The sequence below is a fragment of the Pedobacter sp. genome (assembly GCF_035566355.1).
Lineage (GTDB): Bacteria > Bacteroidota > Bacteroidia > Sphingobacteriales > Sphingobacteriaceae > Pedobacter.
Genome location: NZ_DATMRL010000598.1, coordinates 1 through 14,063, shown reverse-complemented (window position 1 = coordinate 14,063; position 14,063 = coordinate 1). Strand labels below are relative to the sequence as shown.

Here is a 14,063-nt window from a genome sequence, read left to right as displayed (position 1 = left end):
AGAAGCAGAAAAACTGACTTCAGGCGAAATCAGAATAGCAATTGATAAACATTGTAAAGGTGAAGCATTTGATGTTGCCACAGCTTACTTTAAAAAGCTGGGCATGGATAAAACCGCCCATCACAACGGTGTTTTAATCTATCTCGCTCATGAAGATCATAAATTTGCGGTTATTGGAGACAGCGGTATCCACAAGGTTGTTCCGGAAGATTTCTGGGAAACTACTCAAATCGCAATGAAAGCACATTTTGCCGGAGGCAATATTACCCAGGGCCTGATTGCAGGAATCAGCCTTATTGGTGAACAACTGGCCCTGTTTTTCCCATATCAAAGCGGTGATATTAATGAATTGCCCAACGATATCATTTTTATGGATCAAATAAAACAAAATACATGATAAAACCATCGATCCTGGTTCTTGCACTGGTTATTTTCAGCACCATTGGTTTTGCACAGGAATTCCCCGCCAAGCCCAACAAACTGGTTAACGATTTTACAGGCACCTTAACCGCTTCACAAACCCAGCAGCTCGAAGATAAACTGGTTGCTTTTGACGATTCTACCTCTATTCAGATTGCTGTTGCTATCGTAAAATCAGTTGGCGACTATGACATTAATGATTATGCCCTTCAACTTGGAAGAAAGTGGGGTGTAGGCAGCAAGAAAAACACCGGAATTATGCTTCTGGTTGCACTTGGAGATCGAAAAATTTCTCTTCAAACAGGCTATGGAATAGAGGGCGCCCTACCAGATATGTATACCAAACAGATCATTGAGAACGATATTAAACCTTATTTTAAAAGCGGCGATTATTATGGCGGGCTGGAATCCGGAACAAATGCCATTATCCGCTACACCAAAGGCGAATATAAAAATGAGAATCCCAAAAAAGGCAATAATAACAACGGATCTGCCCTTCCTATCTTAATCATCATCATCATTATCATCATTGTGATCATCCGCAGAGGCGGCGGACGCGGAGGCAGCCAGGTTATTGGCAGCCGGGGTGTTGCCGATGCCTTATTCTGGAGTATGCTCTTTGGAGGCGGAAGAGGTTCCGGAGGCGGTGGTGGCTTCGGCGGAGGCAGCAGCGGTGGCGGTGGTGGATTTGGAGGTTTTGGTGGCGGAAGCTTTGGCGGAGGCGGAAGCAGTGGAAGCTGGTAAAAGAAGAATATGCTAAGAAGAGATTTATTAACAGCGGAGATCAAGAAACTGGCCGAGGCGCTGGCCCGCATCCTTCATTTGAAAACAGAAGGAAAAACAGAAGAAGCAGATCAGAAATTAATGGATTTGCTTCAAAATGAATACAACCTGAGCGATGCCGATCTACAGGCAATGGATGGAACTGAGTTTTTGGCTTTTTTGAAAACATCTGCATTTCCCGCGGAGAAACTGGATGTACTGAGTCAAATACTTTACTCCATCTTTGATCCGGCTCTTTCAAACCCCAAAAACAGATCCCTGGCGGTAAAGCTTGGGCAAATTTATCAATTGTTAATCACAGAACACCGCACCATCAACATGATCAATCTGGACAGAGAAGATGTGGTGAAGAAATATTTAAGCACAAATTCCTAGATGGAGATTTTAAAATGGCAAAGACTCTCTTCCAGATACCTGGTCAAAGAGAAATGGGCAACCCTAAGAGTAGATACCTGTAAACTTCAGAATGGGACGATAAAAGATGATTATTTTGTTCTGGAATACCCCAATTGGGTCAATGCAGTTGCTTTAACTAAAGACAACAAAATCATCCTGGTTAGACAATACAGACACGGCGCAGATATTATTTCTCTAGAAATCCCTGGCGGTGTGATCGATGGCGACGAACTTCCGGAAACTGCGGTTAAAAGAGAATTGCTGGAAGAAACTGGCTATACCTTTGAAACCTGTGAGCAAATCGCAACGTTATACCCGAATCCTGCTACAGCAAACAACAGAACTTTTACTTATTTCTTAACCGGTGGCGTAAAAACACATCCACAGCACCTCGATGAACATGAGATCTTAAATGTAGAAGAATACAGTATAGAAGAAGTCAAACAATTCCTAAAGGAGAACAAGATTGAACAGGCGCTGCATGCCGCAGCCCTTTTTTATGGACTGCTCAAACTGGAGCAACAGCCATAATACACCAATTTATCAAAAAAGCCCCTGCAAGTTATCTTACAGGGGCTTTTTATTAAGCGATGAGCCTTAGCTCATTTTCAGCTTTTTCTGGATATCATGCACATATCCTTTAAATTTCTTATCTGTATCGATCAGATCCTCTACCGTTTGGCAGGCATAGATTACCGTAGAATGGTCACGACCGCCAAAGAAAGCCCCAATGGTCTTTAATGATGATTTGGTATGGCTTTTAGACAAATACATAGAGATCTGGCGTGCCTGAACAATTTCACGTTTACGGGTCTGGGATTTCACCATATCTACCGGAACCTCAAAATACTCGCAAACCAGTTTTTGAATGTATTCCATAGAAATCTCCTTGGAGGTATTCTTGATAAAATTCTTCAGCATCTGTTTGGCCAGGGCCAGGTCAATATCTTTTTTGTTTAGAGTAGACTGGGCAAGCAACGAAACCATTGCGCCCTCTAGCTCACGTACGTTATTATCAATATTATTGGCAACATATTCTACCACTTCGGCAGGAAGTTCTATCCCATCGGCATACATCTTCTTTCTCAGAATCGCGATACGGGTCTCCAGGTCAGGAACCTGTAAATCTGCAGAAAGCCCCCATTTAAATCTGCTCAGCAAGCGTTCCTCCAGCCCGGCCAAATCTTTTGGAGCTTTATCAGAGGTTAAAATAACCTGCTTTCCAGACTGATGCAAATGATTAAAAATATGGAAGAAAATATCCTGTGTTTTTTCCTTACCAGAAAAGTTATGCACATCATCCATAATGATCACATCCATTGCCTGATAAAAATTCACAAAATCATTAATGGTATTGTTCTTCAGGGAATCGACAAACTGCTGGCAGAACTTCTCACAGGAAACATAGATCACCAGTTTATCCGGCATGTTTCTCTTAATTTCGTTCCCGATGGCTTGTGCAAGATGCGTTTTACCTAGACCTACACCACCGTAGATCATCAGCGGGTTAAACGAGGTGCCCCCCGGTTTGGCTGCAACAGCATATCCTGCCGACCGGGCCAAACGATTGCAATCCCCTTCAATATAGTTTTCAAAGCTGTAATTTGAATTGAGCTGTGGGTCTACATTCAATTTTTTTAATCCCGGTATGATAAATGGATTCTTAATGTCTTTGTTGATAGAAACCGGAATAGGCATAGACTGCATCTTTGCTTCTGCTCCGTTTCCATTAGACGGCATATTGGTGGTGTAAGGAGATCCACTGTTAGAAGATTTATCCACAACAATATTATACTCCAGCCTTCCCTCTTCTCCTAATTGTTTTTTCACTGTTTTTCGTAATAATCCAACATAATGTTCTTCAAGCCACTCATAGAAAAATAAACTTGGCACCTGTATAGTCAAAACTTTACCCTCCAGTTTAAGAGCGGATATCGGTTCAAACCAAGTTTTAAAACTCTGGGTTGGAATATTATCCTTAATAATTTGGAGACAGTTTTTCCATACTTCCGTACAAGTTATTTCCATAGGTTTTCTATAATTTGTTGGTTTACAGTAACGGGAAAGGCGTTATGAATCGGCCGCTCCGAGACATCGAATATTGAAAAAATTATCAACAAAAAAAACTTAAATTTCATTTATTTGGTAAGAGCTTAAACATCAGTAGCATACCGTACTTAACCTGAATTTTTTATGTGGATAACTATTTATTAACATCCTTTTTAATATTCTCCGAAAACACTACGCAGCGTATCCGCTATTTCTCCAAGCGTCGCATAGGCCTCTACCGAATTCAGGATATATGGCATCAGATTTTCAGTTCCTTCTGCCGCTTTTTTCAAGTTATTTAATGCTGCTTCTACAACAAAATTGTCCCTTTCCTGTTTTAGTTTTTTTAACTTTTCTGTCTGGATCAGGCGGATAGATTCATCAATGTTCATCACATCGGTAATTCCTTCTTTTTGCTGGGTAAATTTATTCACTCCGACAATCACTCTGCTGCCCTCTTCAACCTCCACCTGGTACTGATAGGAGGCACCCGCAATCTCATCCTGAATATAACCATTCTCTATAGCCTGAACCGAGCCACCCATCGCGTCAATTTTGTCGATATAAAGCTGCGCTGCCGCTTCAACCTCGTCGGTCAGATTTTCCACAAAATAAGAGCCCGCTAAAGGGTCCACAGTATCTGTCACGCCGCTTTCAAAAGCAATGATCTGCTGGGTACGTAAAGCAATTTTTGCAGCTGCTTCTGTAGGCAAAGACAAAGCTTCATCATAACCATTGGTATGGAGAGACTGTGTACCGCCAAGTACTGCAGCCATAGCCTGATTAGAGACCCGGATCACATTATTCAAAGGCTGCTGTGCAGTTAACGTAGATCCCCCGGTTTGTGTATGAAAACGAAGCATTTGTGCCTTCTCATCAGTTGCGCCAAGTTCCTTTGTGATGTGCGCCCACATCCTGCGTGCAGCTCTGAATTTTGCAATCTCTTCAAAAAAATTATTATGGCAATTGAAAAAGAAAGACAATCTTTTGGCAAACACATTAATATCCAGACCCTTTTCTAAAGCCGCATTCAGATAAGCTTTACCATTGGCCAGGGTAAAAGCCAGCTCCTGTACCGCAGTAGATCCTGCTTCACGGATATGGTAGCCGGATATAGAAATGGTATTCCACTTAGGCACCTCTTTGCTACAGTATTCAAAAATATCGGTGATGATCCGCATAGAAGGCTTAGGCGGATAAATGTAAGTCCCCCGGGCAGCATATTCTTTAAGAATATCATTCTGGATCGTCCCGGAAATCTGCTTGATATCCGCCCCTTGTTTTTTTGCCAGAGCAATATACATGGCCAGTAAAATGGAGGCTGTAGCATTAATGGTCATCGAGGTGGTGATCTTTTTCAATTCAATTCCATCAAAGAGGATTTCCATATCTTTTAGAGAATCAATTGCCACACCTACCTTTCCAACTTCACCTTCAGCCATTTCATGATCGGAATCATATCCGATCTGAGTAGGCAGATCAAAGGCTACAGATAATCCCATAGTACCCTGATTGAGCAGATAATGGTATCTTTTATTCGATTCTTCGGCCGTAGAAAACCCTGCATACTGGCGCATGGTCCATAAACGCCCGCGGTACATGTCTTTTTGTATGCCTCTGGTAAAAGGAAATACCCCCGGACGCTCATCAGAGGGGCGGGCTACAGTATACAGTTCTTTAATTTCCAGACCTGAGGTCGTCGTAAATTTCTTGTCGTCCATATTTAAAATAATAGATGTATTTCTTTGGTGATCAGTTCCTGGCTAAGGTCATAGGGATTATGTTCCATCCCCCCAAGATGCTGCAGGACCATTTTACACAATTCCGTAGCCAGGGCTTCGTCTGGCAAATTTTGCCTGGCATGATTGATCATGATTAAAGTATCTTCTTTTAATTTTCTAACCGCCTGCCAGGTTGTTGTTCCTATATACAATTGCTGGGTCACATTATGCTGATATTCGGTACGCACTTCCTCCAGGATCAAAGCATGAAGCAGAGCAGCAGACATCCCTTGCTGATGCAGTCTTAAAAACAAGCTGGCCGGATTGATCCGGTCTACGAAAAGAATCAGCCGTTCATGGGCCTGAAGACGCAGAGTGAGTAATTCAGTCTGAGCAGCACCTTCACTTTCTGACGACCTCAGCTTCAGGTATTGATGAATATCCTGCTTTAGAAGATAATAACCTGCAGAAACGGTTACAACACCGGCTATACTCAAACCAAAGGTGGCAGCTGCGAGATCTTGTATGTTCATTGAAATTGTTTGAATACCGTAATAATTAGTGATTTACAAGGGCAAAAATGTACATTTTATTTATATTTACCCCACAAATCGTTTTTTTTCGGCCGCAACCAACAAGTGTTGCCCGTATTAAAAAACAATTATTTTTTATTTTATTATTCTTAATTTCAAATCATATGAGTACGACAGTTGACACCGCATTTGCACCGGTAACCTTTACAGAAGGTGCTGTAAAAGAACTTTTAAAATTAAAGGACCAGCAGGAAATTTCCGAGGACTTCGGTTTAAGGGTTGGCGTTGAAGGTGGGGGCTGTTCAGGAATGAGCTATGTTTTAGGCTTTGACCAGAAAAAAGACGGCGATCAGGAATTCATTATAGACGGCATTAAGGTATTTATGCACAAAGCACACCAGATGTACCTGATGGGTATGCAGGTAGACTGGCAGGACGGACTGAATTCAAGAGGTTTTACTTTCAGTAACCCCAATGCGAACAGCACTTGTGGGTGCGGAACAAGCTTCTCCGTATAAATCAGATTTAAACTGCAACTATTGTAACATTTCAGGAGGTCCCGTTGTCTTAACAGCGGGACTTTTTATTTTTACCCCTCGAGAATCTTAAATCTGGAAAATGACCTATACTGAAAACGTTCGACTGGCCCTTCAATCTATTCAAAGCAACCGGTTAAGAACCATGCTTACCGCATTGATCATCGCCATTGGACTCTCGGCACTGGTAGGGATTTTAACCACTCTTGACGCCGTAAAGAAAAGTATGACAGAGGCCTTTTCCAGTATGGGCGCTAATGCCTTCACGATCCGGAACCGGGGTACCGGGATACGTGTTGGTGGTCCGGGACAGCGGCCAAAAGCTTTTAAATCCATTCGGTTTGAAGACGCTATTGCTTTTAAAGAACGTCTGCAAACACCAGCCACAGTCTCCATCAGCATCCGTGCCACCGGTGGATCAACCGTTAAATACGGAGGGGAGAAAACCAATCCCAATATCGCTATACAGGGTGTGGATGAATATGGCTTAAGTGCCCAGGGTTTGGACCTTTCGGAAGGACGTAACTTTAGTGCAACGGAGGCTGAACTGGGTACTGATGTGTGTATTGTGGGAAGTGAGATTATCAAAACCCTTTTTAAAAAGGAAACGCCCATAGATAAAATCATTAATGTTGGAAACAACCGTCTGAGAATTGTCGGTATCCTGGCCTCTAAAGGCTCAAGCATGGGCTTCAGTGGCGACCGGGCAGTTTATGTACCTTTACTCAAAGCCAAACTGATCAATTCATCAGCAGATCCTTCTTATACCATTACCGTGATGGTACCTGGCAACGAAATGATGGACAATGTGATCGGCGAAGCCACCTCCGAATTCAGGAACATCCGAAAGCTGAAGGTGGGTCAAACAAATAATTTTGAAATTACCAAAAGTGATGCTATTGCTCAAACGCTTTTTGAGAATTTAAAATATATCGCCATTGGTGGTATCGCTATTGGCGTCATTACCCTGATCGGTGCTTCTATTGGTCTGATGAATATCATGCTCGTTTCGGTTACTGAAAGAACACGGGAAATTGGTGTTCGGAAGGCCATTGGTGCAAATCCTTCGGTGATCAGGAAGCAATTCCTTATTGAAGCTGTAGTGATCTGCCTGATGGGGGGTGCGCTAGGCATATTACTTGGTATTCTGCTTGGCAATAGCATTTCCTTAATGATGCACGGAGCCTTTATCATCCCATGGGACTTCATACTCGGTGGTTTTGCTTTATGCGTCATTGTTGGAATTTTATCTGGTTATTATCCAGCTAAGAAAGCCTCCAAACTCGATCCTGTAGAAGCGCTTCGGTACGAATAAAAAAAGCCTGACCGGAAATTCCGGTCAGGCTTTTTTTATCAGCAGGCCTGATACTTACCTGCCTGCATATTGTGTATTGTAATAGGCCTGATAATTTCCGGAAGTCACATCAGATAACCATTCTTCATTTTCCAGGTACCATTCTACCGTTTTTTCCAGGCCTTCTTCGAATTGCAGGCTTGGTACCCAGCCCAACACTTGCTGCAGCTTGGTAGAATCTATAGCATAACGCAGGTCATGGCCGGCACGGTCGGTTACAAACGTAATCAACCCGGCAGATTCTCCTTCGGCGCGGCCCAGCTTTTTATCCATGATCTTGCAAAGCAAATGGATCAGGTCAATATTTTTCCATTCGTTATGACCACCGATATTATAGGTCTCTCCTGTTTTTGCTTGATGAAAGATCACATCAATGGCACGGGCATGATCTTCAACCCATAACCAGTCTCTCACATTTTCGCCTTTCCCATAAACAGGTACTGCCTTGTTGTTTTTGATATTGTTAATGGCCAGAGGAATCAATTTTTCCGGGAAATGGTGAGAACCGTAATTATTGGAACAGTTGGAGATCACTACGTCTAAACCATAAGTATCATGATAAGCACGAACAAAATGGTCGGAAGATGCTTTCGAAGCTGAATATGGGCTATGGGGATCATATGCGGTGGTTTCAGTGAACATTCCCTGCTCTCCCAGAGCCCCGTAAACCTCGTCAGTAGAAACATGATAAAAGCGCTTGTTATGGTAATCGCCTTTCCAGAATTCCCTGGCTGCATTTAACAGGTTCACTGTGCCGATCACGTTGGTCATGACAAATGCCGTTGGATCTACAATAGAACGGTCAACATGAGATTCTGCCGCCAGGTGGATCACTGCATCAAAATTCTCTTTTTTAAACAGTTCATTCATGGCCGCAGCATCGGTAATATCGCCTTTAACAAATTTATAGTTTGAACTTTCTTCTATATCACGCAAGTTGGCCAGATTTCCTGCATAGGTCAGTTTGTCCAGGTTGACAATCTCATAATCCGGATAATTGGTCACAAATCTTCTCACCACATGAGAGCCTATAAAACCTGCTCCGCCGGTAATTAAAATCTTCTTCATTTTAGAATTCATGCTATTTTAAAAGTTTTAACAAATAGGCACCGTAACCACTTTTAACTAACGGCTGTGCAATACCTTTCAACTGATCCTTATCTATAAACCCCATTCGGTAAGCCACTTCTTCAATACAACCAATTTTCAAGCCTTGACGCTCTTCTATCACCTGTACAAACTGTCCAGCTTGCATTAACGAAGCAAAGGTTCCTGTATCCAGCCATGCGGTTCCCCTGCTCAGTACACCTACTTTCAATTTACCTTGTTCCAGGTAAACCTTATTAACATCTGTAATCTCGTACTCCCCACGAAGGGACGGTTTAATGTTTCTAGCAATTTCAACCACGCTATTATCGTAGAAATATAATCCTGGTACTGCATAGTCAGATTTAGGGGCAACAGGCTTCTCTTCAATGGAAACCGCATTGTTCTCCTCATCAAATTCCACCACACCATAACGTTCCGGATCTGCCACTTTATAAGCAAACACCACTCCTCCATTAGGATTTGAGCTACTTTGAAGTAACCTGGCCATTCCATCACCATAAAAAATATTATCCCCAAGTACCAGGGCAACTTTATCCTGCCCTATAAAATCGGCACCAATAACAAATGCCTGTGCCAATCCATTTGGAGTTTCCTGAACTGCATAAGAGAATTTACATCCCAAACTACTTCCATCACCAAGTAATTTTTCAAAATTGGGTAGATCATGAGGTGTAGAAATAATAAGAATTTCATTAATACCTGCCAGCATTAATGTTGACAACGGATAATAAATCATTGGTTTATCATAAACAGGCATCATTTGCTTGCTCATCACCAAAGTTAGGGGGTGAAGTCTTGTACCACTTCCACCAGCTAGGATTATTCCCTTCAAAATTGTAAATTTTAGATTATATATTAAGATTGTTTCGACGACAATTGTTCATTGACTCCGTCAAGTTCTTCAAATTTAGAGTTCTTGCTTTTAAATTCAGGAACAATAGTTTTCATTTGCAAAACTACGTTCCGGTTGTCATTAGTTCCTGCATGTGCAAGCAGGGTATAGATCTGGCTTTCAATTTCATTGAAAACATATTCCCTAACCCGGCCAATCATGATTTTTTCATGATGTGTAGGCATGGTATTTTCATTGTCGTTCAACAACTCTTCGAATAACTTTTCTCCAGGTCTTAAACCAGAATAGGCAATTTTAATGTCCTCATTGGGCACCAACCCCGCGAGGCGGATCATTTTTTTCGCGAGTTCAACTATCTTTACCGATTTACCCATGTCAAAAACAAAGATCTCACCACCTTTACCCATGCAACCTGCTTCTAAAACCAGACGACAAGCCTCGGGGATAGTCATAAAATACCGGGTGATCTCTGGATGAGTTACGGTAACAGGCCCACCTTTTTCGATTTGTTGTTTAAACCTTGGGATTACAGAACCGTTTGATCCAAGCACATTTCCAAAGCGGGTAGTGATGAATTTCGTAATCGGCTTAACATGTAAGTCATTGATATAACTCAATCCATTTTGGAAGATCACATCTGAACTGTTCAGAGAATTGTTCAGTGACTGTACATAAATCTCTGCAATTCGTTTCGATGCCCCCATCACATTGGTTGGGTTAACCGCTTTATCTGTAGAGATCATCACGAATTTCTGTATGCCATACTTTACGGAGAGATCCGCTATCGTTTTTGTTCCCAGAACATTTGTTTTAATCGCTTCTGCCGGATTATCCTCCATCATGGGTACATGCTTATAAGCAGCGGCATGATAGACATACTGTGGTTTAAAAAAATTAAACATGAAATCCATTCGCTGTTTATCCTTTACATCACCTATGAAAGCATGGAAATTAGAATTCTTGTGTTTTTCCTCCAGTTCCAGATACAAGTCGTGCAATGCAGTTTCACTCTGATCGCACATGATGATTAAACCAGTTTCAAACTTCATCAATTGGCGTACAATCTCACTTCCAATAGAACCTGCCGCCCCTGTAATCAAGATTCTTTTGCCCTTCAACTCCTTTTGAATCCCGTCCGTATCAATTTGTATAGTTTTCCTGTTTAAGAGATCTTCTATATTAATATTCTGAATTTGTGCAGTACTCACATCACCTCTCGCCCATACTTCTGGAGGAGGAATATTTAAAATCTTTACATTATTTTCCAAGCAGGTATCGACCACCTGTTCTTTGCGCTCTGCAGGAATCGTATAACTTGCAAAAATGACTTCATCCACTTCATGTTTGACAATCAAGTCCTCGAGATGCGCTGCATTTAATATCCTTACTCCATCTATGGTTTTCCCAACTTTCCTAAAATCGTCATCCACAAAAGCGATAATGCTCTTATTTACTTTGTTGTCATGATCAAAGGTTCGTTTAGTAGCTAAACCCGCTTCACCAGCACCATAAATTATAATTCTGATCTTGTCCAGACTTGCATTTTTGATGTACATAAAAAAGTACTTCACAATAATTCTGTAAGTAATCAGGAAAAGAAAATTAAACAAGGAATAAGTAATGACGGTGACATTACTTAAAAAGGGAGGAGCGCCAAAAGCAATAAAAGCAGCATTAACAAAGAAAAGAATAAAAGTACTGGACAACACCGAAAATAAAATTCGGAAAGAATCCTGCGCAGAAGTGTAACGCACAATCCCTGCATAGGTTTTAATATTCACAAACACCAATCCATTGACTACAATAACAGCCACCATAGATTTGTAAAATGCAAGGATATTAATATCTTCAATGATAAAATTGTGCTTCAATACTTTAGCTAAAGTCATAGCAAAAACACTTAGGCAAATATCTATTGCAAAGATAATCCAGCGAGGTACAATTTCGAGTTTAGAAAACATGTCTATTTTTATTCAATATGGCAAACTTAGCAATAATTGAACCAAACTGGTTAATGATGAAAGTATCGATATAAATTCAGGACTAATTGGATGCAGAAAAAGTATAAAAAATATTGAACAACAACCAGTTAACCTATCTTACAACTCAAAAAAATAGCTTTATTCTTAAAGAACCTTAATCTTTCTATGCTGTTGATCCTTTAAGCATCAACTTTGGTTTCAAAGTTATATAAATTAAAACCAGCGGAGTCAGAACTAGTGCCACTAATGTAAAGAAACTAAAATCGGAAAATATTATTAATGCAACTATAGCTAGCTGCAAAATTGCATAAACCAAAGAAACTAGGAGATGAGGTATTTTCCGATCATTAGCCAAAATTTGATAAAAATGCAACCTATGCGCATCAAAGATATTTTGCTTTAGGAGAAGCCTGTGAGCAATAGTGAACACAGCATCAACTCCGTAAACTGATAAAAACAAGATATAAGAATAGTTCTCTGTTTTTAAAATCAATTTGGCCAATAGTAGAATGATCCAAAAAGCCATAGTAACACTTCCAACATCCCCCGCAAAACACCTTGCTGTCTTTCTGAAATTGAAATATAGAAAGACTAAACAAGAAATTATTGGCAGCCAAATCGTGTCGGCTTCAACAAAAGAATGTTGATATAAGTTAACATATTGCAAGCCACTCAAAACTACTATGCTATATAGCCCAGTGATTCCATTTATTCCATCCATGAAGTTATAAGCATTAATTATACCTATAGTAATAATGTAGACGCAAATAACAGCCCACCAGGGAATAATTACAAATAAGTTGAGAAAGTAAAAAAGTAGGCTCACAGCGACTAGGTGAAATACAATCCGGATTCGGCTAGATAAAGTCATTCTGTCATCTAAAAAACTTATCGTTCCAATAATTGCAGCTCCTAAAACAGGAATCAAATAGATTGGGTATACGAATCCCGCAATAATAATGGCAATAAGAAAAATAATTCCACCACCTCTAATGGTTACACTGTTATGGGAGCTTCGTTCATTAGGTTTATCAATAATATTAAATCGATCAGCTATACGAAAGTAAACCAAAATGGCAATAGAAAGAATGACGGATATAAGGAGATAAAACATATAATTAATTTGAATCAAAACTCTGGATAGTTTTAAAGAGCCCTTCTTCAGAAGAAACAGGTAATTTATTGATCTGTAAAGCTTTTTTTATTTTTTCATTGGAGACTACATAGCTTTCTGTAAGTTTCTTTAATCTTTCAGAACTTATGGGAAGACGTAATTTATCACCAATCACTGCAAAAGCTCGAATAATAGTTGGACTAATCTTCCATAATCTGGGTTTACAACCATCGACCTCTGCTATGATTCTTATAACTTCATTAGTAGATAAAGAGACGTCATCTGCCAGATTATAAGTCCCTCCTGGAATCTCAGGATCCATTATCAATCTTTTAATAATATAATTCAAATTCGAAATTGACAGGAATGAACGTTGATTATGGAATGCTCCAAGCGGATACGGCACGCCTTTTTTAACTACATTGTATAGAAGATTCAAATTACCCTTGTTGCCTGGTCCATGAATCATACAAGGCCTAAGAATAAAAACTCTTTTTCCCTCTGGCAGTTTCTTACTTAGAATATATTCCTCTGCTTGCAATTTCGATTGTCCATAGGGAGTTTTAGGGTCGGGTTTAACGTCCTCATCCAAAATGCCCACAACAGTATCTGCAATAGCTTTTACACTACTAAAGTAAATAAAGTCCTTAATGTCAGATTTCAAAAAAAGATCAAAAAGCTCTTTTGTTTTATTCGCGTTAACATCGAAATACTCCTGAGGATTAGAAGCATTTTTTAAGTCATGAGCCTTACCTGCTAAATGAATAATGGCATCTCCTTCAGGCAGAACGATTTGACTTCTAATAGACAACCGTTCTATATTACCGAGCTTATGCTCAAGAATAAAAGAGGCTAAATTTAAACCAACAAAGCCTGTTGCACCAGTGAGTATTATTTTATTCATCCTTTTGAATCAATTTGTTTCCAAGTTCCACATATTGTCTGGTTACGGAATGATTGGAGTATTTTGCTAAGATTTCATTTAGTCCAGATTCGCCCTTCTGCTTTAAGGCTCCTTTTTCAACCGACTTAAGTACGGTTTTAATTTGCTTTACCTTTTCTATCAGGTTATTTTCAGAGATTAAATACGAACATCCCAATGGATGAAGAAATCTATAAATAGGTGTATTTTCTCCTGAACAGACTAACAATGGTTTAGCACATGCCATGATTGTATAAACTTTAGAAGGAAACCCATGTCCTTCCATTTCC

15 protein-coding genes are annotated in these 14,063 nt (G+C 40.2%); 6 read left to right on the top strand and 9 right to left on the bottom strand.

Annotated elements, in window-relative coordinates:
• The 4 genes from VNZ46_RS23630 to VNZ46_RS23615 form a co-directional block, all read left to right on the top strand.
• On the top strand, nucleotides 1–397 hold a 397-nt coding region (locus VNZ46_RS23630; RefSeq protein WP_325563227.1), incomplete at its 5' end, for a TPM domain-containing protein.
• Complete coding sequence (locus VNZ46_RS23625; RefSeq protein ID WP_325563225.1) at nucleotides 394–1,164, top strand: TPM domain-containing protein; 771 nt, start codon at nucleotides 394–396, stop codon at nucleotides 1,162–1,164. The genes VNZ46_RS23630 and VNZ46_RS23625, both read left to right, overlap by 4 nt.
• 9 nt (nucleotides 1,165–1,173) lie before the next feature.
• Nucleotides 1,174–1,578 (top strand): hypothetical protein, encoded by a 405-nt coding sequence (locus VNZ46_RS23620; RefSeq protein WP_325563223.1) that lies wholly within the window; start codon nucleotides 1,174–1,176, stop codon nucleotides 1,576–1,578.
• Nucleotides 1,579–2,130 (top strand): NUDIX hydrolase, encoded by a 552-nt coding sequence (locus VNZ46_RS23615; RefSeq protein ID WP_199077973.1) that lies wholly within the window; start codon nucleotides 1,579–1,581, stop codon nucleotides 2,128–2,130.
• A 66-nt stretch (nucleotides 2,131–2,196) separates the two neighbouring features.
• Here the strand turns inward: VNZ46_RS23615 and dnaA are convergent, their stop codons facing one another.
• From dnaA to VNZ46_RS23600, 3 genes are all read right to left on the bottom strand, one after another.
• On the bottom strand, nucleotides 2,197–3,627 hold the full coding sequence (gene dnaA / locus VNZ46_RS23610; protein WP_325563218.1) for a chromosomal replication initiator protein DnaA: 1,431 nt from the start codon (nucleotides 3,625–3,627) through the stop codon (nucleotides 2,197–2,199).
• Nucleotides 3,628–3,821: 194 nt separating this feature from the next.
• On the bottom strand, nucleotides 3,822–5,369 hold the full coding sequence (locus tag VNZ46_RS23605) for an acyl-CoA mutase large subunit family protein (RefSeq protein ID WP_325563216.1): 1,548 nt from the start codon (nucleotides 5,367–5,369) through the stop codon (nucleotides 3,822–3,824).
• Between the two features lie 2 nt (nucleotides 5,370–5,371).
• Nucleotides 5,372–5,902: a hypothetical protein gene (locus VNZ46_RS23600; RefSeq protein WP_325563214.1), complete on the bottom strand. Its 531-nt coding sequence runs from the start codon at nucleotides 5,900–5,902 to the stop codon at nucleotides 5,372–5,374.
• A gap of 164 nt (nucleotides 5,903–6,066) precedes the next feature.
• Between VNZ46_RS23600 and VNZ46_RS23595 the strand changes: the two genes are divergently transcribed.
• Both VNZ46_RS23595 and VNZ46_RS23590 read left to right on the top strand, forming a co-directional pair.
• Nucleotides 6,067–6,420: a HesB/IscA family protein gene (locus VNZ46_RS23595; protein ID WP_133782507.1), complete on the top strand. Its 354-nt coding sequence runs from the start codon at nucleotides 6,067–6,069 to the stop codon at nucleotides 6,418–6,420.
• 100 nt (nucleotides 6,421–6,520) lie between these two features.
• On the top strand, nucleotides 6,521–7,753 hold the full coding sequence (locus VNZ46_RS23590) for an ABC transporter permease (RefSeq protein ID WP_199077968.1): 1,233 nt from the start codon (nucleotides 6,521–6,523) through the stop codon (nucleotides 7,751–7,753).
• A gap of 54 nt (nucleotides 7,754–7,807) precedes the next feature.
• Here the strand turns inward: VNZ46_RS23590 and rfbB are convergent, their stop codons facing one another.
• The 6 genes from rfbB to VNZ46_RS23560 all read right to left on the bottom strand — a co-directional run.
• A complete protein-coding gene (gene rfbB, locus VNZ46_RS23585; protein ID WP_325563211.1) occupies nucleotides 7,808–8,860 on the bottom strand; it encodes a dTDP-glucose 4,6-dehydratase in 1,053 nt (350 codons plus the stop codon).
• A gap of 13 nt (nucleotides 8,861–8,873) precedes the next feature.
• Complete coding sequence (gene rfbA, locus VNZ46_RS23580) at nucleotides 8,874–9,734, bottom strand: glucose-1-phosphate thymidylyltransferase RfbA (protein WP_325563209.1); 861 nt, start codon at nucleotides 9,732–9,734, stop codon at nucleotides 8,874–8,876.
• A gap of 23 nt (nucleotides 9,735–9,757) precedes the next feature.
• The gene (locus VNZ46_RS23575) at nucleotides 9,758–11,716 is read right to left on the bottom strand and encodes a nucleoside-diphosphate sugar epimerase/dehydratase (protein ID WP_325563207.1); all 1,959 of its coding nucleotides are present in this window, start codon (nucleotides 11,714–11,716) and stop codon (nucleotides 9,758–9,760) included.
• A 184-nt stretch (nucleotides 11,717–11,900) separates the two neighbouring features.
• Entirely contained in the window at nucleotides 11,901–12,851 is a 951-nt protein-coding gene (locus VNZ46_RS23570; protein ID WP_325563205.1) for a UDP-GlcNAc--UDP-phosphate GlcNAc-1-phosphate transferase, read from the bottom strand.
• Nucleotides 12,852–12,855: 4 nt separating this feature from the next.
• Nucleotides 12,856–13,755 (bottom strand): NAD-dependent epimerase/dehydratase family protein, encoded by a 900-nt coding sequence (locus VNZ46_RS23565; RefSeq protein ID WP_325563203.1) that lies wholly within the window; start codon nucleotides 13,753–13,755, stop codon nucleotides 12,856–12,858.
• Nucleotides 13,748–14,063 (bottom strand): hypothetical protein (locus tag VNZ46_RS23560; RefSeq protein ID WP_325563201.1); only part of this gene is annotated, 316 nt, incomplete at its 5' end. The genes VNZ46_RS23565 and VNZ46_RS23560, both read right to left, overlap by 8 nt.